Below are 23,158 nucleotides of genomic sequence, written 5' to 3'. Positions count from 1 at the left end.
TTAAGTGGAAAATTCAAATTAAATCACGAGGAAAAGATGGGGGAAAATGAGCAGGTTTAATAGAATAATCACGATCTTATTGGCGGGCTGTTTATTGGGGTTAGCAGGATGTAGAGAGCAGACAACAAACGAAAAGGAAGCAATTGCAGCAGGGCAGCAAAAAAACACAACAGAGAAACAACTGAAAGCAGAGAACAAAAAGAAAGTTGAAAAACCGGTTTTTGTCAATCTTATCGACCCGAATACCAAAAGTGTTGTAAAAACCTTTAAACCAAAGGATATAGGATTTGGGACAGACGATGAAAAATATAAAGCCGAATTAGCCTTATTAACAAGGGAATTGGCCAGGGGGACAAAAGATACCCCAGGTTATGATAAAAGAATGATTCTCGATAAGCTTGATGAGAATGGACAAGTGATTAAAGGTACACCGCAAACAATCCTTGAGGAGAAAGAACTAACAGAAAAAATCATTCAGGCCTCTTTAAAAGGCGGCGACGTCGAAATTCCGTTGTATGTTACAGCTAGCGGTTACAAGCCGGAGGAGGCTGCGCAATTGGGGGAAGTAGTCGTTGCTTCTTATACTACCTACTTTAGTAGTGGAATGGCCGGCAGGTCTAAAAATATCGCGTTATCGGCAAAGGCGATTAATAATGTCATTCTTGGCACCGGAGACTCCTTCTCCTTTAACACCACCGTAGGACCAAGTGATGCAGAGCATGGCTATCAACCTGCACCGGAAGCTCTTGATGGCAAGTTAGTGGAAGGAATAGGCGGCGGTATTTGTCAAACCTCTTCCACACTTTATAACGCCATTGATAAACTAGCTGTCAGTTATATTGAAAGGAATCATCACTCTCTGCATGTAGGATATGTGCCGACAGGAAGAGATGCAACCGTGTCTTACGGAGGGCTAGATTTTCGGTTTAAAAATACGACTGGCGTTCCTCTGCTGTTAAAAACGGTAGTAAGAAAAGGATCTATCACTGTGGAAATAAGAACAGCAAAGGTATACAAAGATCAAGTAAAAAAACATTAAACAGAAAAATTCCCTGCAATGGTCCGCATGCAGGGAATTTTTGTTAGGAATTTCCTCTTTGTCATTTACCTCATTTCTTCCCAATCTGCATAATGGCCGCTGCCTTGGCACCCTGGGCATTCAAATGAATTAAAGTAGGCAAACTCATTATAAGGGTACACTGTATACCCTCTACCCTCACAATCAGGGCATTTGCCTTGGTCCTTCATATTAGAGACATGATTTTGATATCTTGCCTCTTTCCATTGATTAAATGAGTTGAGTAGTCCCATTTTCTTCACCTCATCGTTTTTCATAGTATGGGGGAAAAATGGAATATTTATGCTTGCATGTTTTCTTATTAAAAAGGGGAACTTTACTAAGTTGTTGATATATATCATTTTGCTCCTGCTATAATATATGAGAAAGCTCCCCAAAAAGTGATTACTCTGACGCAGAGCTTGTACTAAATTCCAAAAAAATTAAAAAAGAACGAACTTTGGACTATATAGATGCCAAATGTACGTTCTATCTTTTTCCTTATTGCTATAAAGAATTTACCTCAAAGTTTAATTTCTTTAATCGATACTGTAAGCTTTGACGACTTAATCCTAGTAACTTCGCTGTTTTGGAAATATTAAAATCATTTTTCTTGAGGACATGCTCAATATAAGTTTTTTCAAATAATTCCAGTTGTTCTTTTAATGGTACCGTAACATCTCCCGTTTCTTTCATAAAAGTATCAACAGTTGAAAGGGGCATCATTCTTTCTTTCATCTGCATTTTATTGCGATACTGGTAGGGTAAATGGCGGTACATGATGAAATCTTCGCCGTCCATCATGATGTTCATGGCTGCTTCTATAATATGCTCAAGTTCTCGTACATTTCCATGCCAATCATATTCGAAGAAAGAAAGTTTGACCTCCTCCGATAACCCTTTTACTTGCATTTGAAACCGTTCATTGTATTTTTCAATAAATTGTTCCACTAATAATGGGATATCTTCTTTACGATCTTTTAAAGGCGGCACAAAGATGGTTACTACTCCTAGTCGATAATACAAGTCTTTTCGCATCCGATTATTGGCAACCGCGTCAATCGGATCTTCATTCATATTCGCAATCACTCTGACATCAACGGTCGTGTCCTTTGTATCCCCAATCCTTCTGATTGTTTTTTCCTGAAGGACTCGCAGCAATTTTGCTTGAAGATTTAAATTCAAGGAGTTAATTTCATCAAGCAGCAATGTACCGCCATTCGCTTGTTCAAATAATCCAGGGGTATCCGTAGCCCCTGTGAACGCTCCGCGTTTTGTCCCGAACAGAAGACTCTCAATTAAATTATCTGGTAAGGCCGCACAATTTTGTGAAATAAAAGGTCCTGATAACCGCTCGCTGCCGTTGTGAATGCTTTGTGCAAAAAGTTCTTTCCCTGTACCGGTGTCACCAACAATCAATACATAGGATGAGGTTCTGGTCGCACGTCTAGCCGTTTTGATTACTTCCTTTATTGCTGGGCTGTTGCCGATAATATGATCAAAAGTATACTTAGAAGTTCCTTTTTTCATGTTGCCTTTGATTAACTTTTCCAGCTTCGTAACATCATTAGCAATTTCCACCGCACCCCGAAGTTCATGATCAGAATAGATCGGAATTGTGTTGTTAATGGTAGTAATTTCTCTTCCCTTATTATTAAAATAGGTTTGTTTTACGTTACTAGTTTCTTTTCCTTCTTGGAGCGCTTTTACTAGAGTACTAGATTGGTCGTCTTTAAACATAAACACGTCCAATAAATTTTTATCCATGACATCCTGAAAATCCATTGATTCAATTTGCATCATTTTTTTATTATAAATGATCGTTTTACCTGTTTCATCGACTGCATGGACTCCTACATCGATCTCGTCCAAGATCCTCTTATACATCCCATTTAAATAGACTAAGTCATTCTTTGATTTTTCCATTGTGTTATACTCCTTGTTTTTCCTCTATGCATCTATTAAATCAAAGAAAACGTTTTAACGCAAAATAATTTTGCTATTCTATTTAAAAAATTAAATTTTGCGCAAAAATAATTGGCTCTTACTACCGTAAAAAAGCTATTAAACTGCAAAATTAAAGTTGGCACGGAACTTGCATTATATTTTTACGTAAAACAAAAGGGGGAAAAACAATGTATCCATACTCACATGAACCATTTACTAATTTTACGGAAGAAAAAAATATACAGGCTTTTAAAGAAGCACTTGCCTTTGTCGAAAGCGAACTCGGAAAACACTACCCAGTTATCATTGACGGCGAATCCATCACAACAGAAGAAAAAATCCAATCAATCAATCCAGCCAATAAAGAAGAGGTTATTGGCAGTGTTTCAATGGCAAATCAAGAACTTGCTGAAAAAGCAATGCAAGCTGCCTTAGCAGCATTTGAAACTTGGAAAACATGGAGCCCAGAACATCGTGCCAATATCCTATTCCGTGCAGCCGCAATTCTCCGTCGCCGTAAACATGTATTCTCTAGCTATCTAGTAAAAGAAGCAGGGAAGCCATGGAAGGAAGCAGACGCAGATACTGCTGAAGCAATTGATTTTATCGAGTATTATGCTAGACAAATGTTAAGCATTAAAGAGGGTGTACCTGTAAAAAGCCGTGCAGGAGAATATAATCAATTCAACTACATTCCGCTTGGAGTGGGAATCATCATTTCACCATTTAACTTCCCGCTTGCAATTATGGCAGGTACAACGGTTGCAGCAATTGTGTCTGGAAACACGGTTCTATTAAAACCGGCTAATTCCACACCAATCGTGGCTGCAAAATTTGTGGAACTGATGCATGAAGCTGGACTGCCAAAAGGAGTTCTAAACTTTGTACCTGGCAGCGGTGCTCAAATTGGTGATTATTTAGTAGATCATCCGAAAACTCGATTTGTATCGTTTACAGGTTCGCGCGAAGTAGGCTGCCGTATTTATGAACGTGCTGCAAAAGTAAATCCAGGACAAATTTGGTTAAAACGTGTGATTGCCGAGATGGGTGGTAAAGACACCGTTGTGGTCGATAACGAAGCGGATTTGGATCTTGCTGCAGCCTCAATCGTCTACTCAGCATTTGGGTACTCCGGTCAAAAATGTTCAGCTGGATCCCGCGCTGTTGTTCACCAAGATGTGTATGATGTTGTGCTTGAAAAGGCGGTAGCGCTAACAAAAACACTTACGATTGGTAATCCAGAATTACAAGATACTTACATGGGACCAGTTATTGACGAAAGATCATTCAAAAAGATCATGAGCTATATTGAAATTGGAAAAGAAGAAGGCAGATTAATGACAGGCGGCGAAGGGGATGACTCCAAGGGTTATTTTATTCAACCAACTATATTCGCTGACTTGGATGAGGATGCCCGCCTTATGAAGGAAGAAATTTTTGGACCAGTGGTAACCTTCTGTAAGGCGCGTGACTTTGATCATTTGATGAAAATTGCCAACAACACTGATTATGGTTTAACAGGAGCACTTATTTCAAATAACCGCGAGAACATTGAAAGAGCAAGACAAGAATTCCACGTAGGAAATCTTTATTTTAATCGTACATGTACGGGTGCTATTGTAGGCTATCAGCCATTTGGCGGATTCAATATGTCTGGAACCGATTCAAAAGCAGGGGGACCGGATTATTTATTGCTTCATATGCAGGCGAAAACAACATCAGAAATGCTTTAAGATTGTAAGGGGTGGGGGGCATACAATGGTCTTCCCTAAGAATAAAGGGGGAAACGAACATGAAGGTTACGACAAAAACAACGGAAATTATTGAACAAACAAATAAATTTGGTGCAAATAACTATCATCCACTGCCAATCGTTATTGCGAAAGCAGAAGGTGTTTGGGTGGAAAGTCCAGAAGGCAATCGCTATATGGATATGCTGAGCGCCTATTCTGCTGTAAACCAGGGGCACCGCCATCCGAAAATTATTCAGGCGTTGAAAGATCAAGCAGATAAAGTAACGCTGACATCACGTGCCTTTCATAATGACCAGCTCGGTCCATGGTATGAAAAAATTTGTAAACTAACAAATAAAGATATGGCACTTCCAATGAATACTGGTGCTGAAGCAGTCGAAACCGCTCTTAAAGCGGCACGACGCTGGGGTTATGATGTAAAAGGTATTGCTGAAAATCAAGCTGAAATCATTGCCTGCACAGGGAATTTCCATGGCAGGACTATGGGAGCTGTGTCGTTATCATCAGATCCAGAGTACAAACGTGGATTTGGTCCAATGCTTCCTGGCATTAAATTAATTCCATATGGTGATCTAGAGGCATTAACGGCAGCGATTACACCCAATACAGCAGCATTTTTAATGGAGCCTATTCAGGGGGAAGCAGGAATCCTATTACCTCCTGAAGGATTCTTAAAACAAGCTTCTGAATTGTGTAAAGAAAATAATGTATTATTTATTGCTGACGAAATTCAAGTTGGTTTAGCTCGTACGGGAAAAATGTTTGCCTGTGACTGGGAAGATGTTGAACCAGATATGCTGATATTAGGAAAAGCACTTGGAGGTGGAGTATTCCCAATCTCATGTGTTGTTGCCAACTCGGACGTTTTGGGTGTATTTAATCCAGGTTCTCACGGTTCCACATTTGGAGGAAACCCGCTTGCTTGCGCCGTTTCACTTGCTGCCTTAGATGTTATTGAGGAAGAACATCTAGCAGAACGTTCGCTTGATTTAGGAAAGTATTTCCTTGACCAATTAAAAGCGATTAGCAATCCAATCATTAAAGAAATCCGCGGAAAAGGCTTGTTTATTGGAGTGGAATTAACCGAAGAAGCAAGACCCTATTGCGAACAATTAAAAGAAGCAGGGTTATTATGTAAAGAAACCCATGATACTGTTATTCGATTTGCACCTCCACTCATTATTACGAAACAGGAAATTGATTGGGCTATTGAAAAAATTCAAACCGTTTTATCATAAAAATATAACTCTAGCATAATAAGGGGTGGCGTAGATGCCTGCGAATCAATTGGTTGATGAAATGTCAAAGGAACAACAGAAGGAACAAGAGTCGTTAAATTTATTTTATTCCACACAAACAGTGATCCGAAAAGCATTAAATAAGTTAGGGTATACAAACGAAATGTATGAGCTCTTAAAGGATCCGCTTCGTTTATTGACGGTTCGAATTCCTGTCAGAATGGATGATGGTACGGTTAAAGTTTTTACAGGCTACCGTTCACAGCATAATGATGCTGTAGGGCCAACAAAGGGCGGCGTCCGCTTTCATCCAGAGGTGGATGAAGAAGAGGTTAAGGCATTATCGATTTGGATGAGTCTAAAGTGTGGTATTACCGATCTTCCATATGGCGGTGGTAAAGGTGGAATTATTTGTGATCCAAGGCAAATGTCTTTTAGAGAACTAGAAAGACTCAGCCGTGGCTATGTACGGGCGGTCAGCCAAATTGTTGGGCCTTCGAAAGATATTCCTGCACCGGACGTCTATACTAATTCGCAAATCATGGCGTGGATGATGGATGAATACAGTCGTTTACGCGAGTTTGACTCACCAGGTTTTATTACCGGAAAACCCTTAGTCCTTGGAGGTTCAAAAGGCCGTGAAACAGCCACAGCAGCTGGCGTAACAATCTGTATTGAAGAAGCTTTAAAGAAAAAGGGTAAGGAATTAAAAGGTGCCCGTGTGGTCATTCAAGGCTTTGGGAATGCTGGTAGTTATCTAGCTAAATTTATGCATGATGCAGGTGCAAAGGTGATAGCTGTTTCTGACGTATATGGCGGTATTTACGATCCAAATGGTCTTGACATTGATTACTTGCTTGATAGAAGAGACAGCTTTGGGACATTCTCGCAATTATTTACCGAAACCATCACCAATCAAGAACTTTTGGAAATAGATTGTGACATTCTAGTACCTGCGGCTATTTCCAACCAGATTACAGCGCAAAATGCTGCCAATATTAAGGCTTCGATTGTGGTGGAAGCTGCCAATGGGCCAACTACGCTTGAGGCTACAACGATCTTAACGGAACGTGGTGTCTTGCTTGTTCCGGATATTTTGGCAAGTGCTGGCGGAGTAACAGTTTCATATTTTGAATGGGTTCAAAATAATCAGGGCTATTACTGGTCTGAAGAAGAAGTAGAAGAAAAGCTTGCAAAGGTGATGAAGAAATCCTTTGAAACTATTTATGAAACTGCTAAGTCACATCAAGTAGATATGCGTTTAGCAGCATATATGGTAGGGATCAGAAAAGTAGCTGAAGCCTCCAGCTTCCGAGGCTGGGTTTAGAATAATCATTTCGTCATGCTGATACGAAATCATAAAATGAGGAGTGAACAACTTGCCAAGGATTGAAGAAACTGTTTACAGTCCATGTTCTGGTACCGTTGAAAAAGTTCTAACCAAAAAAGACAATCATGTATATGAATGGGAGAGATTGTTTTTAATTAAAGCCAATAACGGTAAGATTGAAGAGATTTCGATTGGCATTAGCGGACATGTCACTTCATTGAATGTGAAGGACGGACAAAAGATCGACACTGAAACTGCCCTGGCAGTCATAAAAGACGATTGGATTATAACTGGCAGTGAATGAGCAGGTAATCCCCTTTCCATTAGATGGAAAGGGGATTTTTGCATATAAGAACGCAAAATTATTTTTAAATAATGCCAAAAAAATTGGCACACAGTTCAAAAAGTGTTCACATATAAGCGTTTTCAGTTTTGGCACAAAACTTGCAATATAATGATTGGAATAGTGAAAAAATTAAAAAGATTTAGCCGCTGGTAATAATAAAAGCGGCAGAGATCTTTTTATCAACGGGGGATTTTCCTGTTGAATGTTTCCTTTCCAAAAGGGAAATGGGATGGAAAAATATTGTAAGCGCATTCTTATTAGCAAAAAGGGGGAAACTTAATGAATTTACAAGAAAACAAGACATCACATGAATTAAAAAGAACAATGAAGTCTAGGCATTTGTTCATGATTTCTTTAGGAGGGGTTATTGGATCAGGACTATTCTTGGGTTCTGGTTATACGATAAGCCAGGCTGGTCCAACGGGTGCAATTCTTTCCTATATTGTCGGCGGCTTTATCATGTTTTTAACCATGCTTTGCTTAGGGGAATTATCGGTCGCAATGCCGGTTTCGGGATCTTTTCAAACCTATACCACAAAATTTATAGGCCCAGGTACAGGTTTTGCACTGGGCTGGCTGTATTGGTTAGGATGGTCCGTTACCGTTGCATTGGAATTACTTTCTGCCGGTCAGCTCATGCAAAGATGGTTCCCGGATTCACCTGTTTGGATATGGTGCGCGATATTTGCTATTGTTCTATTCTCTCTTAATGCACTATCTGCCCGTGCATTTGGTGAAACAGAATTCTGGTTTTCAAGTATTAAAATTTTTGCTATCTTAGCATTCATTGTCCTTGGCGGCGCGGCTATGTTTGGTGTAATCAGTTTGAAAGGCGGGCAGCCAGCTCCATTCTTAACAAATTTTACAGCTCATGGTCTGCTGCCACATGGATTTACAGCTCTCTTGATTACTATGATTACCGTAAACTTTTCGTTTCAAGGTACTGAACTAATTGGGATTGCAGCAGGGGAGAGCGAAGAACCTGAGAAAACCATTCCAAAATCGATAAAACAAACCGTCTGGCGTACGTTGTTCTTCTTCGTTTTAGCCATATTTGTTTTAGCAAGCTTAATCCCAATGAAACAAGCAGGGGTTATCGAAAGTCCTTTTGTTGTCGTGTTTGACAGCATCGGAATTCCGTATGCAGCAGATATCATGAACTTTGTTATCTTAACTGCGTTACTATCTGTAGCTAACTCTGGTTTATACGCTGCTACTCGGATGTTATATGCAATGTCAAAAGAGAAGATGGCAAGTCCTAGGCTGGCACAAGTCAACAAGCAAGGAGTTCCGTTTAACGCGCTTGTCTTAACCATTGGGATTGCACTATTATCTTTATTATCTGGCTTTTTTGCAGAGGAAACAGTTTTTGTTTGGCTGCTATCGGTTGCCGGACTTGGTGCGCAGGTTGGCTGGATTTCCATTACTGCTTCACAAATAGCTTTCCGCAGGAAATTTATTCGTGAAGGCGGTAAAGTGGAGGATTTAAAATTTAAGACACCACTTTTTCCTATTTTGCCGATTATTGGCTTAACCTTAAACTGTCTTGTGCTGGCAAGTTTAGCATTTGATTCTGAGCAGCGTCTGGCGCTTTATTTAGGAGTTCCTTTTGTCGTGATTTGTTATTTAATCTACCATTTTAGAATCAAGAAAAATCGTGAAATGGATGGCTTAGCTGAACAAGAATTAAATTTAAATGAAAATAAAAAAATGATTATTTAAACCAACCAAAAACGCTTGGATTCGTCCAAGCGTTTATTGTTTTTTGGATAAGAGTATGTAAAACAATGGATACTAAAATGGAGGTGATATAATATGAAAGATTGGAATGAACAGGCTGCCCCAAATAATAATTTAGCGGCGAATACGTTAAAAACAGGTGAATTTGTAGGGAAAGTACCAGATCATGAATTTTCTGAGGAATTGTCCGATGGCGGCGAGCGGGATCAAATCATCCAAAGACAGAAAAAGAACTTAAAAATGAAATAATGATTTGACAGGTGACGATTATTTCGTCACTTTTATTTTTTGTTGTGTTAAAGGTAATTGTTGTTTTTAGTCAGGTTGATTGGAGTGGAAATCAACATCAAGTTTAACAGATTATTTTATTTAAAAAATTGAGAAACAATCTTTACAACGAATCAAATTAACTGTAGAATTTCTATGTACCTAAAAATTCTAGGTAGGTGAGAAAATGTTTAATCGTGAATTGGTAAAAGGAAGCACTTCGTTAATTCTTCTAGAATTATTAAATGAGCGTGATATGTATGGCTATGAATTAGTAAAAGAGTTAGAGCAGCGCAGTGACAATGGTTTAAGTGTAAAAGAAGGAACCCTATATCCTGCCCTGCATAAGCTCGAAAAGCAGGAATACATCGAATGCTACTGGGTTGAGCAGGAAAAGGGACCAGCACGCAAATACTATCGGATCACTGATGCCGGCAAAGAATTGTTGGGAGAAAAAACGCGTGAATGGCAGGATTTTGTTCAAGTGATGAACAAGGTAATAGGGAGATCGAAGCATGGAACGGCCGAAGAGTGATTTTCTAAAACAATTAAATAATGGACTTGGCAGCCATCAAGATAAGGAGAATATTCTCCTAGAATATGAATCCCATATTGATGAAATCCTACTGGAATCTTCAGATTGTTCAACGGAAGATGAAGTGTTGGAACGAATTGTTTCAAGACTTGGAAGCCCTGCGGAAATTGCAGCCATGTGGAAGGAAGAGTTGTCCGTTACTCCAAGTAATATGAAGTGGCTGTTTATTTTGCTGAACATCGTCTTTTTTGGCAGTGGAAGTATCTTAACACTCGCACATAATCTTTATGACTGGAGCTGGTTATCGGCCCTTTGGGGTCATTTAACATCGCTTCCAACCTTAATTGCCTTTTTATACTTATTTTTCTGGGCATTACTTGGGTATGAAATTGGCAAGGGTTTTGGTCATGGCGGAAGGACACTTTTAAGAAAAACTTTTTTATTATCATTGATTCCTAATTTATTACTGATGATTTTAACTGTATTTGAAATTATTCCGCATGCATGGTTTGCCCCGTTGCTGACCAAAACCTTTATTATTGCTTGTATCATTTTTACAATTATTCTTTATCCGGTGAGCTGGCTAGGATATCGCTGGGGCAGGAAAGCTTCGATATAAGCAGTTTTTTTTGCTTATATACCTAGTAAATCTATATATATAGATATTCTATATTAAGGAGAGGGATATACGATGGAAATTAATGTTAACAAAAAAGATTGGCTCTTTCTAGGTTTATGCTTGTTGCTCGGGATTTTAGCAGAGGAATCCTTTTTTAGAGGATTAATCGGAATTTCTTATCTAGTGTTCATTATGGCTTTTTATGCAGTATTTTTTTGGCGCTGCCGGACTATTTCTTTTGCACATCAACGCTTTGGCTATCTTGTTGTGATTTGTATTTGGTTATTATCGGCAGGTTATGTATTGAATGAAAATATCCTTTTTTATATCTTAAATATCATTGGAATTCCGGCCCTAGTTATATTTCATCTCGTAGCAGTAACTAGCCCGAAGAATTTCCGCTGGAACCAGTTCGCGTTTATTCCCTATATTTTTTCAAGGCTTCTTAACGCTATAAAATATAATATAGCTTTTACCGCATCACTTGGTAAATTAGCAAAAAGGGGTGCCGATGATAATAAGTTAATAGTTTGGAAAAAGATATTGATTGGTGTGGTCATTTCATTACCGGTGCTGGCAGTGGTTTTGCGGCTGTTGACGACCGCTGATCGCCAGTTTGCGTTGATGGTAGGCGGGATTCCTGATCTGTTTCGAATCGTTGATGCCGAAGGGGTTATGAGAATAATTGTAGTTTTTATCTGTATGGCTGCATTCTTTGGTCTGATGCAAGTACTATATATAAAACAAATGAAAGTCATAAAGCTACAGGATTGGCAGGCATCGGTAAAGCTTGATACGGTTATTTCGGTGACTGTTCTGGTCTTGATTAATCTGGTCTATATCCTATTTACAATTGTTCAATTTAGGTATTTCTTCAGTGGCAGCCTGCAAGGGGATTATACTTACGCAGAGTATGCCAGAAAAGGTTTTTTTGAACTGCTGTTTGTAACGTTAATTAATTTATCGATTACAATTGTTGTTCTTTCATTAGGAGAAAGCGGAAAGAATGGTGTCAAGAGGTTGAGGCAGGTCTTACTTACAATCCTTGTACTATCGAGCGGGGTTCTGCTCACATCGGCTTTTATACGTTTAAGTATGTATGAGGAAGCATATGGCTTTACCTTTACAAGAGTTTTATCCCATTCGTTTATGATATTTCTCGTTGTGATTTTTACCTATACATTAGTCAAGATCTGGGTGGAAAAACTGTCACTGTTTCATTTTTATTTTATCACCGCATTAATTTACTACACGACAATAAACGTAATTGATTTGGATCGTATTGTGGTGAAAGAAAATATTACTCGATATGAGGAAACTGGTAAAATTGATGCTAATTACCTTGGTAGTTTATCAGCAACTGGGGTGTTAGGATTAATTGAGTTATATGAACGAGGCGAAAACATTCCTCATTTAAAAACGATTTTACGGGACAAACAAAAGGAAGTACGAGCGGAAAGTCATACTTGGCAATCGTATAATCTAAAAAGAGAACGAGCTTCCCAAAAATTAAACAATCTTCAATTTAAATAGTCTCATGGCATGCATGTAATGTGCATGCTTTTTTAAATTGAAAATATTGGGAAAAGTAGGTTACAATGAAGCATGAGATTTATCAAATAGTAATTAAAGAAATAATATAGAAATGGGGGAAGAAATGAAGGTATTACTACGTTTTTTAATCAGGATTGTGTTAATTCTAGTAAGCTTCCTTTTTGTCTTTAATTTACCCTCCTTACTAGGAATAGGGAAAGATAGAGTGCAGTTAAATGTACATACTTTTTGGAGTTATGTAAGTTCCGATTTTCAGTCGCTTATAACCGTAAATAATCCAGAATATTGGGAGTTTCTGCAAACGGTGGATTTAGCTGAAAGTTATCGGTATACTATGGCGATTTTATTACTAAGTCTACTCTTGGTAACTATACTATCCGTAGGTATTGCCGTTGTTGTGATTGTTTCTCCTCCAAAATTAAGAAACCTATTAAAAACAATCATTAATTTTTTCGAAGGCGTCCCTGATTTGCTTATTATTTTCTTATTTATGTTTTTGGTTGTGACCCTTTATAAGACAACAGGTTTAAAGTTTTTACAACTTTACGGAGTATTTGGCAAAAAACCCTATTTTGTGCCTATCATGACAGTTTCTTTTTTACCGTTTTTCTTAATGTTACAGTTCCTATTAAAAGTTATTTCAGATGAAGAAGGTCAGCCCTATGTGGAATATGCCAGAGCAAAAGGAATTGGGCAGGTCAGAGTGCTGATTGTACATATCTTTCGTCATATTTTCCCGCTCGCTATCTTCCAGTTAAGGACAATTGTCTGGGTATTATTATCAAATATTTATTTAGTAGAATCTATTTTTAACATCAATGGGTTTAATCAACAGTTATTAAATATAATTTCCTTCGGTGGAAATATAACTACCCTTGTGATCTTTTTGTTAATGCTAACCATACCATTACTGACGATTGAGTCGATTGGATGGTTATTATCAAGAACAGTTAAAGGGAAGGAGGAAGCAAGTATATGAAAAAATATCAGAAAACCATTCTTGGTTCCATCTTCCTGACAGTCCTTTTAATTTTGAGTTTTTTGTATCCTTATTATGGTCCAAAGGATTTTAATCACATGGTGATCATTACAAATGAACAAGGAGAGGTTATTGGCAGAGCACCGTTTCCTCCGTCTGAAAAACATTTGCTGGGAACAGACCGAAATGGGGAAGATTTGAACTGGCTGTTATTATATGGTGCAAAATTTACTCTTATCACAGCATTTGGTGTTGCCTTCATTAGGGTTTTGTTCGGTGGATTTCTGGGGCTTTTTATCTCGCTATGGGTTCCTTTTTTAAAAAGCTATGTACAAGATCTTTTTATTATTTTTCGCTACATACCTTCGATCCTTCTTGGCTTTATTTTGATGATGCCAATTGTCGGAGATTTTAATGATGTTGCCATTTCTTCGATTGTTACCTATCAGATTATTATTTTAGTTTTTATTGGTATTCCTTCCGTGACGATGTTTGCTGCAGATGTAACGGATGATTTATTAAAAACTACTTATGTTCAAAGCTCCTATTTAATGGGGGCAGGTAAACTGCATATCATCAGACGGCAATTGTGGCCGCATATCCGCTCATATGGGATTCTTTTTACGGTTCAGCAGATTATTAGCACACTGCACATTACCATGCAGCTCGGCCTTTTTGGAATGTTCCTTGGCGGCCGCAATCGGGCTGGAATTATGGGGTATGATGAACCGCCAAAGCCGGCTACTTTATCCAATGAGTGGGCAGGTTTAATTGGTCAGAATTTTAATGAGTTCATCCGGGCACCTTGGACCATACTAACACCGATTATTGCCTATTTTGTGGTAATTTTTGTGGTAAATATGATTAAAAAAGAATTAGAGGAAAATTTAAATGGGCGGGAGGTTTTGAAAAGGACTCTGAAAAGGAAAATTGTCAGACAGGATCCTATGAAAAGCCTATCAGGCGCCGACTTTCAGTTTGTTGACAGGAGAAATGTTGAGGGATAAAGATGTCACATTCAACCGTAATATCATTATCCAAATAACCGCAAAAAAGCAGGGTCTTGATTCGACCCTGCCCAAAATCTAATTAATCCCCATTAAACATATCAAAGATTCCACGTGCAATACTGCCTTCATCCTTCGCACCGCCGCGTGATGGTGCTGCTGCAAATACTCTGCTTGCAAGTCTGCTGAATGGCAGTGATTGAATCCAGACAGAACCAGGTCCTCTTAGTGTTGCAAAGAACAAGCCTTCGCCCCCGAATAAGGCCGTCTTAACCCCTTTAACAAACTCAATATCGTATTGAACACTGCTGGTCATCGCGACTAAACAACCAGTGTCAACTTTTAGCGATTGGCCTGGGAGGAGCTCCTTGCGGATAATTGTACCTCCTGCGTGTACAAAACATAGGCCATCGCCTTCGAGCTTTTGCATAATGAATCCCTCACCGCCGAAGAAGCCGACTCCGACTTTTCGCTGGAACTCAATACCAACCTGGACCCCTTTCGCAGCAGCTAGAAAGGCATCCTTTTGACAAATAATTTTTCCGCCGAGTTCACTTAAATCCATTGGGATAATCTTGCCAGGGTAGGGGGAGGCAAATGAGACATGCTTTTTGCCGGCACCAGTATTGGTAAAGGTGGTCATAAACAGACTCTCGCCAGTAATAATCCGTTTGCCGGCACTAAATAACTTCCCCATTAAGCCGCCGCCAGCACCACCGCTGGAACCGTCTCCAAAAATAGTCTCCATATGTATGTCATCTTCCATCATCATAAAGCTTCCAGCTTCTGCCACAACAGTTTCCTTCGGATCAAGCTCGACCTCAACAAACTGCATATCATCTCCATAAATCTTATAATCGATTTCGTGGTTATTCATTCGAATCCCTCCACTTTTTTCAAAATATTAGCCTATGTATATTATAAGAAATTTAGGAAGAAAGTGCTAATTTTAATTGAATAAAAGGGCATTGTAATTTGAGCAGTGTCTAGCTCTAGCGCACAGCGGCTAGTCGACTTCGCTCTACTCCCTACGATAAGTCAACATCGGAAAAGCTAACGGTCTCCGTGTTTCCTTTATCTCAGTCGAAGCACTCCAGTCTATACGCCGCTAACCGTGCGTTGCCGCTTTTCCATTAAAAAAGACGCCTGTATATACAGGCGTCTCTGCGTATTGAGGCGAAAAACCACACTCCACATAGTGTGCTCCATAAAGGAATGTTTCTCGGCTTACACAACTCAGCTCATCGCTTAATCATTATAACACTATAATACATAGGAAAACAAGAAAAACTTTTTTTGTTAAATACTTGAATGTCAGTTAGTATTACTATATATTCAAATAATCAGATATACTAAAATAAAATGATAAGAAGGGTTACTATGTTTATTTACAAAAGATTCCATCCTTACTCTCTAGGCAGTTTTCGAAAAGACCTGCTTTCAGGTTTAATTGTCGGTGTCATCGCCATTCCATTGGGCATGGCGTTTGCGATTGCTTCGGGGGTGAAGCCGGAGTATGGAATCTACACAACGATTGTGGCGGGAATCCTGATCTCCTTACTTGGGGGTTCTAAATATCAAATTGGCGGACCAACTGGCGCCTTTATTCCGATATTATTTGGGATTGTTATGACGTATGGTTATGAAAATCTTCTTATCGCTGGATTTATGGCGGGGATTATTTTAACGCTAATGGGGATCTTCCGCTTAGGTTCCCTAATTAAATGGATCCCACGGCCGGTAACGATTGGTTTTACAGCAGGGATAGCTGTAACCATTTTTACAGGACAAATTGCTAGTTTCCTTGGATTAACAGGAATAAAGAAGCATGAAGAATTTATTCTAAACCTAAAGGAAATTTTTGTTCATCTAAACTCAATTAATCTATTCAGTTTGCTCACAGCAGGGATTTGTTTAATGATGATGTTACTAACACCAAAGGTTGCTCCTAAAATTCCTGGACCGCTAATTGGATTATTGGTTTCCACACTTGTGGCTACAATTTGTTATCCTGGACACGTAGCGACAATTGGAACAGCATACGGAGAAATACCAAGTACATTACCGCGGTTACATGTACCATCTGTTAATCTTGAGGTTATTTTGAAGCTTTTAAAACCGGCATTAGTGATTGCCATGCTTGGTGGAATTGAATCACTTCTTTCTGCGGTTGTAGCAGACGGAATGACCAGCAGCCGTCATAATAGTAACAAAGAGTTGATTGGTCAAGGGATTGCAAACATGATAACCCCGCTATTTGGCGGGATCCCGGCTACAGGGGCATTAGCCCGAACAGCGACAAATATTAAAAATGGAGCCGTTTCTCCTTTCGCCGGTATTACCCATGGGATCGTGGTCTTACTAGTATTATTGTTCTTTGCACCCAAGGCTTCTTATATACCGCTTGCTAGTATGGCCCCAATCTTAATGGTTGTTGCCTGGAATATGAGTGAACGAAAGGTATTTGCACATATTGCCAAAACAAGATCAACAGATTCAATCGTGCTTTTGGTTACTTTTTTCCTTACCGTATTTGTGAACTTAACAACAGCCGTTGAAATTGGGTTAGTGATGTCTGCGATACTATTTGTGAAACGAATGAGTGATGTGACTACGACGGCGAAGGCGCTGCCTAATCCACAGCATCGACAAGGAAAAGTAGAAACATCAATGGTTACTGATACCCACGATTGCCCGCAAATTAGTATTTTTAATGTGGAGGGACCGTTATTCTTTGGTGCAGCTCAAACATTTGAGAAAACGATTATGGAAACCATTAACTATCGCCCTAAAATCCTTCTCTTGCGGATGAGCAAGGTTCCGTTAATGGATACAACTGGGGAAGCCATCCTTGCAAGTATTGTGAAACATTTTTCCAAAAGTGGTATAGTGTTGATATCAGGATTGAATCCCCAGCCGGAGAGTGTTCTTAAAAAAACAGGTTTAGTGGATGTCATTGGGCAGGACCATTTTTTTGAACATACAGGGGATGCCATTCAATATGGATTAACACAAATAAATGAAAATAAATGCTTGGGCTGTAAACATTTTGCCTTTAGGGAGTGTAAACAACTGTCAGCACAAGAGGTTCTTGAAAATAGGGCAAAGTTAACAGCCACCTTTTAACAAATGAGGAAGTGATGATTTGAATTTGGAAATGCAGCAATTTAAAGCGGAATTTTTTAAAGCACTGGCCCATCCATTAAGAATCCGCATTTTGGAACTGCTGGCCGAAGGGGATAAAAATGTTAATGAGATTCAAACCCTTGTTGGCAGTGAAGGTTCTGCTGTTTCACAGCAGCTGACTATTTTACGTGCAAAAAATATTGTTTCAGGCACAAAGGAAGGCAATAAGGTTATCTATACATTGAAGGATCCAATGATAATTGAACTGCTAGCCGTTGCCCGTCAGATTTTTAATAATCATTTAGTAGATACCATTACCATACTCGATAAGTTTAAAGAAGAGGAAGAAGAAGTCCTGCCACAGCCGAAGAATTAATGTCTTCGGCTTTTTTATTATGAAAGCCTACTTCAAATTTTAAGAAATTCTAAAATTGCCAACAATTGAAGGCATAGAGCGATCATGCTTTTCCAATCCGCCCAATTATTTTTCCGCAAATTACGACAAAACTGTTTTGGGATATCTTTTGGGAATGTAGAATGTAAATGAGAGAAATAGAGAATTGTAGAATGGTGTATTTATATGTCAAAACTACCATTCTTGACATAATTTCTTAAAAATGATAAATTTTAAACAGCCGTTGCACACGAGATTAGATTTATGTTATAAGCTTGTTCAAAGTATTAACCGATGTTTGGATGAGGAAATGAAAGTAAAGCTATCACGTTGTAATTTGGTGAATTTTACACATGGCTTAAGTGTAAGCCCATAGGAGGATTTTTTTACATGAAAAACGGTAAAGTAAAATGGTTTAACTCAGAAAAAGGTTTCGGATTCATCGAAGCTGAAGACGGAAATGACGTATTCGTTCATTATTCTGCAATCCAAACTGAAGGTTTCAAAACTTTAGAAGAAGGTCAAGAAGTTTCTTTCGAAGTAGTAGAAGGAGCTCGTGGACCACAAGCTGCTAACGTAACTAAAAAGTAATTCTACTAAAACTACCATTACAACAGCCTGGACAAAAGTCTCAGGCTGTTTTTTATGTTCTAGAAATAGATATATAATCATCATCGAATCTGTTCAACAACGTCCAGCTTCAGCGCCTAGAGGCTCAGAGGTCTACAGCCAATCCGTCAAGAAGGCTCGTCTTATGCCTGTCGCCTCTGGTCAAGGCGCTTCCGCTTTTATTCATATACAAGTGATTTCCAGACTCATTCCAATTGGTATTTTGCTATAATAGTAGTATTCGAATATGCATGAGGTGACCCAAATGAAATTTATTCACACTGCTGATTGGCATTTAGGTAAACTAGTACACGGTGTCTATATGACAGAGAATCAACGTGCAGCACTGGAACAATTTGTATCAATCGTGGAAGAAGAGAAGCCGGACGCCGTTGTCATTGCAGGAGACCTGTATGACCGATCAGTGCCGCCAACCGATGCGGTTGAGTTATTAGATGAAATCCTTTTTAAAATCAATGTTGAACTAAAAACACCTGTTGTAGCCATTGCTGGGAACCATGATAGTGCGGAGCGTCTCTCGTTCGGCAGCTCATGGTATAAACATAGCCAATTCTACTTAACTGGCAAACTTACAAATAACTTCAAGCCTGTCCAGATTAATGGCGTTAATTTTTATCTGGTTCCCTATGCTGAGCCAGGTGTTGTCCGCCAGCTGGTTGAGGATGATTCCATCCACTCCCACCAGGAAGCAATGAAGGCCCTGATTGGAAAAATAGAAGAGAACCTCAATCCGAATCAACCGAATGTTTTAGTGGGACATGCCTTTGTTCTAGGCGGCCAAACCTCAGATTCTGAACGAATTTTATCTGTGGGCGGCTCAGGCTGTGTTGGTGCAGAATTATTTGCCCCATTCTCCTATACGGCTCTTGGGCACCTGCATAGTCCTGATGCAATTAATCATGAAAAAGTGAAGTATTCAGGCTCCCTCTTAAAATATTCTTTTTCGGAAGCAAAACAAAGAAAGTCCATTTCAATCATTGAAATGGATGAAAAGGGGAATTTTAGCCACCGTTATCGCTCGTTAACACCCAAACATGACATGCGCGAGATTGAAGGGCACATAGAAGAATTACTTGACCCTAACTTTTATGGAAATGAACAAGTGGAAGATTATTTAAAAATTACACTGCTGGATGAGGGGGCACTACTTGATCCAATTAATAAATTGCGTCAGGTCTACCCAAATGTCCTTCATTTGGAAAAGAAGATTAACCTCACTGACAGCAAGAGAAAACAATCCTACATTGCCCTAAAAAGCGAGAAAAAGTCCGAAATCGATTTGTTTGAACAATTTTACACAGACATGACCACCTCTGATTTTACAACAGAGAAAAGAGATGTTATGACAGAAATCATTCAAAAGGTTTTACGAGAGGAGGGGGTTAGATGAAACCTTTAAAATTAACCATGCAGGCGTTTGGTCCTTATGCAGGCAGAGAAGAGATTGATTTTAACCAGCTTGGCAACCGAACAATGTTTGTTATCTCCGGAAAAACAGGTGCAGGGAAGACAACCATCTTTGATGCGATTAGTTATGCTATCTATGGTAAAGCCAGTGGGGAAGACCGTAATGGGCCCGAACTCCGCAGTCAATTCGCAACAGAAGAGTTGTTAACAGAGGTTTCACTAGATTTTTCCCTCCGCAACAAAGTTTATTCGATTACGCGCTCACCGCAGCAGCTTAAGAAAAAAGACAGAGGCGATGGTTTTACCACTATTGGGGCGAAAGCAGAATTATATATGTGGGACGCAGATGGCGAGAAAAAATTGTTAGCATCAAAAACAAATGATGTGGAAGAAAAAATTAAAGAAATCATGTTGATTGATGCTAATCAATTTCGGCAAATCTTAATGATTCCACAGGGAGAATTTCGAAAGCTGCTAACGTCAGACAGTAAGGATAAGGAAGTCATCCTCCAGCGGCTATTCCACACACAGCTTTATAAACTAATCGAAGATAAGCTGAAAGAGGAAGCAACGGAGCTGAAAAAGACAGTTGAAGACCAAGAAAAGACACGAAATGAAGCCTTACGGCGAATCCAAGCCCTTACAAATGATGAGCTCGGGCAAGCTCTAGAAAATGATCCTGCGAATCACACTGTCATTTTACCGCTTTTACAAGCTGAAATTACGGGCATGGAGGAAAAACTTGAACAATTAACCAATCAACTATCAGACAAGATTCAGGAGCAAGACAAACTGAAGGGGCAGCTTTTTGAAGCAGAAAGGATCCTAAAACAGCTGCAAACAAAAGAGGAGTTAAAAGGGAAAAAAACGCAATTACTTGCTCAAGAGCACATATACACCGAGAAAGAAATCCAGGTTCAACGGGCACAAAAAGCTGCACTATTAGCGAAACAAGAGGAGCTTTGCCACCGGTTAAAAAGGGAGTCAGACCAGCTTCAGGAAAATGTTAACATGATTGTTGGCGAAATAGAAAAACTGAACGGACTTTACCAGCAATATGAACAACAGCTTCAAAGGGAGCTTGAGCGTGAAGGTGAGCGGCAGTCTGCCCTCGATGAAGTGAATCGATTGGTGAATATGAAAGATGATGTATACTCCTTCACGGTATTATTAAATGAGACAAAGCAAAAGGAAAACGAGCTTAAAGCGGCAAAAGAAAAGCAATCGAATAATGAACAAAGACTTCAGAAATTGGAAGAACGGATCCAAACGTTAAAGGTCCATAAAGAAGAAATCGAAACAGGGAAGTTAACTTTTTTAGAAAATGAGAGTAAGCTTGAAAAACTGAAAGTCGATTTGACCCGACTTGAAAAGTTTGAAACACTGTATGCACGTCATCAAAAGGCGGAACAAAAATTAATTGCAATTACCGGCCGTTTCGAAAATACGGTGGCACAATATCGTGATGCAAAATCCCTTGTCGAAGAGATGGAGAAAAAATGGATCCATGGGCAGGCTGCGATTTTAGCCGCTAACCTTCATACTGGCGAAGCATGTCCTGTTTGCGGCTCCCTAAACCACCCTGCTCCAGCGATTGAACAAGAAAATAGTATTCCAACCGAAGAGGATCTGAAAGCAGCAAAGGAACAAGCTCTACAGTGGGAAAAGGAAAAATCAAAAGTAGAAGCGAATTTTTATCAGTGTCAATCGGAAGAACGATCACAGCAGGAAGCGGTTCAGGAAATTCTTAACGAAATACGAGTCGACCGTCCAGAATTTTCAGTTGAAGAGTTAGCACATGTAAAAATCGAGGCGACTTTGGCTAAAAATGAGCTTGTACAACTTCAAAACAAGCTGGAGGAGCAAATTAAATTACTTGATCGCCTTAAGTCAGAGATTGAGTCTAGAGAGACTGAAAGAACAGCAGTACAATCTGGAATTCAGCAGCTGTCTGCATTGGTGAGTGATTTAACGGTTCAGTTTACTGAAAAGAAAACGGATCTTACTAGGATGATGAAGGTGATTCCTGAAAATCTTCGCTCCGAAGCAGAATATGAGAAGACATTGACATCCTGTCGAAATCGTTACGATATGTTAGTGAAACAGCTTGAAGAGGCACAGAAACGCCTCCAAGTTGTGAATGAAAAGCTTTCGAGTGAAACAGCTAGATTACAAGATGCTGAGAAACATCAAGTAGCAAAACAGCAGGAGCTCGAGACAGAACGAGGTATCTTCTTAGCTAAATTATCCGAACAAGGTTTTGAAAAATACGGGATCTACGCTGCTTCTAAAAAGAATGAGGGAGAAATTCAAGATCTTCAGGATGAAATCCGCAGCTATCGTGAGGAGTTACGCTCTGTTTCCGACCGGTTAAAGGAAATAACCGAGCTCTTAGCCGATGTGAAAACTCCTGATGTTGAGGGTATTAAGCTGGAGTTGTCGAAATTTATGACTGAAATTGATAGGCTGACTCATGAACGAACAGATTTATTTGTTAAAAAACGGGACAACGAAGAAATTTATCGCCGTGTCGAGAGTCTTAATAACGAGGTAAAGGCATTGGAGGAACGTTTCAGCATTATCGGTGATCTTTCTGATATCGCTAGAGGACAGAATCATTTACGGATTACCTTTGAACGGTATGTTCTTGCGGCCTTCTTAGATGATATTTTACGAGAAGCAAATGTCCGGTTGAGAAAGATGACCTCTGGACGATATATGTTACAGCGGAAGACAGACCGGTCAAAAGGAAATGCCCAGAGTGGATTGGAATTACTGGTGTTTGACCAATATACCGGACAGGAGCGCCATGTTAAAACGTTATCGGGCGGAGAAAGTTTTAAAGCGTCGCTTTCGTTAGCATTGGGACTAGCAGATGTAGTGCAAAATTATGCAGGCGGTGTTTCATTGGAGACGATGTTTATCGATGAAGGTTTTGGAACACTTGACCCAGAATCACTTGACCAAGCGATTGAGGCACTAATGGATATCCAAAGCAGCGGCCGGTTGGTGGGAATTATCTCACACGTGCCAGAGCTAAAAGAGAGGATAGATGTGAGACTTGAGGTTATCGCCGGGCAGACCGGCAGCCGGACAGAGTTTATGTTCTCAAATTAATTTGACAAAGCAGTGGGTTTCCTTTAATAGGGAATCTCACTGCTTTTTGTTTTCGAATTCTGTATGTGCCCGCGAGTCGTGAAAAATAGTAGGAAGGGTCAAAATAAAGGG

General features: G+C 39.5%; 20 protein-coding genes. 17 read left to right on the top strand and 3 right to left on the bottom strand.

What is annotated here, in order from left to right; translation table 11 throughout:
• The first annotated feature begins 46 nt into the window (after nt 1–46).
• Complete coding sequence (locus COD92_RS02625; protein ID WP_098528122.1) at nt 47–1,039, top strand: VanW family protein; 993 nt, start codon at nt 47–49, stop codon at nt 1,037–1,039.
• 65 nt (nt 1,040–1,104) lie between these two features.
• Here COD92_RS02625 and COD92_RS02620 read toward each other — a convergent pair whose 3' ends face one another.
• Nucleotides 1,105–1,311, bottom strand: coding sequence for a DnaJ-like cysteine-rich domain-containing protein (locus COD92_RS02620; RefSeq protein WP_098528139.1), 207 nt, complete (start codon nt 1,309–1,311; stop codon nt 1,105–1,107).
• Nucleotides 1,312–1,564: 253 nt separating this feature from the next.
• The gene (locus COD92_RS02615; protein WP_098528123.1) at nt 1,565–2,983 is read right to left on the bottom strand and encodes a sigma-54 interaction domain-containing protein; all 1,419 of its coding nucleotides are present in this window, start codon (nt 2,981–2,983) and stop codon (nt 1,565–1,567) included.
• 209 nt (nt 2,984–3,192) lie between these two features.
• Here COD92_RS02615 and pruA point away from each other — a divergent pair, with 209 nt between their 5' ends.
• The 11 genes from pruA to COD92_RS02565 all read left to right on the top strand — a co-directional run bounded on the left by pruA (nt 3,193) and on the right by COD92_RS02565 (nt 14,373).
• Nucleotides 3,193–4,737, top strand: coding sequence for an L-glutamate gamma-semialdehyde dehydrogenase (pruA, locus tag COD92_RS02610; protein ID WP_098528124.1), 1,545 nt, complete (start codon nt 3,193–3,195; stop codon nt 4,735–4,737).
• 59 nt (nt 4,738–4,796) lie between these two features.
• Nucleotides 4,797–5,996 carry an ornithine--oxo-acid transaminase gene (locus COD92_RS02605; RefSeq protein WP_098528125.1) on the top strand — a complete coding sequence of 400 codons (1,200 nt, stop codon included), beginning with the start codon at nt 4,797–4,799 and terminating at the stop codon, nt 5,994–5,996.
• A 61-nt stretch (nt 5,997–6,057) separates the two neighbouring features.
• Entirely contained in the window at nt 6,058–7,323 is a 1,266-nt protein-coding gene (locus COD92_RS02600; protein WP_098528140.1) for a Glu/Leu/Phe/Val family dehydrogenase, read from the top strand.
• A gap of 52 nt (nt 7,324–7,375) precedes the next feature.
• Nucleotides 7,376–7,630: a biotin/lipoyl attachment domain-containing protein gene (locus tag COD92_RS02595; protein WP_098528126.1), complete on the top strand. Its 255-nt coding sequence runs from the start codon at nt 7,376–7,378 to the stop codon at nt 7,628–7,630.
• Between the two features lie 321 nt (nt 7,631–7,951).
• Nucleotides 7,952–9,394, top strand: a complete 1,443-nt coding sequence (locus COD92_RS02590) for an amino acid permease (RefSeq protein ID WP_098528127.1) — start codon at nt 7,952–7,954, stop codon at nt 9,392–9,394.
• Nucleotides 9,395–9,487: 93 nt separating this feature from the next.
• Nucleotides 9,488–9,661 carry a hypothetical protein gene (locus COD92_RS31745; RefSeq protein ID WP_176541083.1) on the top strand — a complete coding sequence of 58 codons (174 nt, stop codon included), beginning with the start codon at nt 9,488–9,490 and terminating at the stop codon, nt 9,659–9,661.
• 205 nt (nt 9,662–9,866) lie between these two features.
• Nucleotides 9,867–10,214 (top strand): PadR family transcriptional regulator, encoded by a 348-nt coding sequence (locus COD92_RS02585; RefSeq protein WP_098995872.1) that lies wholly within the window; start codon nt 9,867–9,869, stop codon nt 10,212–10,214.
• Nucleotides 10,195–10,833, top strand: coding sequence for an HAAS signaling domain-containing protein (locus COD92_RS02580; protein WP_098528129.1), 639 nt, complete (start codon nt 10,195–10,197; stop codon nt 10,831–10,833). Before COD92_RS02585 ends, COD92_RS02580 begins: the two co-directional genes overlap by 20 nt.
• 72 nt (nt 10,834–10,905) lie before the next feature.
• Nucleotides 10,906–12,366, top strand: a complete 1,461-nt coding sequence (locus COD92_RS02575) for a DUF4153 domain-containing protein (RefSeq protein WP_098528130.1) — start codon at nt 10,906–10,908, stop codon at nt 12,364–12,366.
• 124 nt (nt 12,367–12,490) lie between these two features.
• Nucleotides 12,491–13,366, top strand: coding sequence for an ABC transporter permease subunit (locus tag COD92_RS02570; RefSeq protein ID WP_176541084.1), 876 nt, complete (start codon nt 12,491–12,493; stop codon nt 13,364–13,366).
• Nucleotides 13,363–14,373, top strand: a complete 1,011-nt coding sequence (locus COD92_RS02565; RefSeq protein ID WP_098528132.1) for an ABC transporter permease — start codon at nt 13,363–13,365, stop codon at nt 14,371–14,373. Before COD92_RS02570 ends, COD92_RS02565 begins: the two co-directional genes overlap by 4 nt.
• A gap of 82 nt (nt 14,374–14,455) precedes the next feature.
• On the opposite strand, the gene COD92_RS02560 is transcribed toward COD92_RS02565, so the two are convergent.
• Entirely contained in the window at nt 14,456–15,250 is a 795-nt protein-coding gene (locus COD92_RS02560; RefSeq protein ID WP_098528133.1) for a TIGR00266 family protein, read from the bottom strand.
• 503 nt (nt 15,251–15,753) lie between these two features.
• Between COD92_RS02560 and COD92_RS02555 the strand changes: the two genes are divergently transcribed.
• From COD92_RS02555 to COD92_RS02535, 5 genes are all read left to right on the top strand, one after another.
• On the top strand, nt 15,754–17,499 hold the full coding sequence (locus tag COD92_RS02555; protein WP_098528134.1) for a SulP family inorganic anion transporter: 1,746 nt from the start codon (nt 15,754–15,756) through the stop codon (nt 17,497–17,499).
• A 19-nt stretch (nt 17,500–17,518) separates the two neighbouring features.
• Nucleotides 17,519–17,875: an ArsR/SmtB family transcription factor gene (locus COD92_RS02550; RefSeq protein WP_098528135.1), complete on the top strand. Its 357-nt coding sequence runs from the start codon at nt 17,519–17,521 to the stop codon at nt 17,873–17,875.
• 408 nt (nt 17,876–18,283) lie between these two features.
• A complete protein-coding gene (locus COD92_RS02545; protein WP_007083969.1) occupies nt 18,284–18,484 on the top strand; it encodes a cold-shock protein in 201 nt (66 codons plus the stop codon).
• A gap of 283 nt (nt 18,485–18,767) precedes the next feature.
• The gene (locus tag COD92_RS02540) at nt 18,768–19,913 is read left to right on the top strand and encodes an exonuclease SbcCD subunit D (RefSeq protein ID WP_098528136.1); all 1,146 of its coding nucleotides are present in this window, start codon (nt 18,768–18,770) and stop codon (nt 19,911–19,913) included.
• Nucleotides 19,910–23,047 carry an AAA family ATPase gene (locus COD92_RS02535; RefSeq protein WP_098528137.1) on the top strand — a complete coding sequence of 1,046 codons (3,138 nt, stop codon included), beginning with the start codon at nt 19,910–19,912 and terminating at the stop codon, nt 23,045–23,047. The genes COD92_RS02540 and COD92_RS02535 overlap by 4 nt, the downstream gene beginning before the upstream one ends.
• Nucleotides 23,048–23,158 lie beyond the last annotated feature (111 nt).

The sequence above is a fragment of the Bacillus sp. AFS037270 genome (assembly GCF_002585305.1).
Note: the sequence above shows the minus strand (reverse complement) of the source record. Positions and strands in the feature narration are given on the sequence as shown.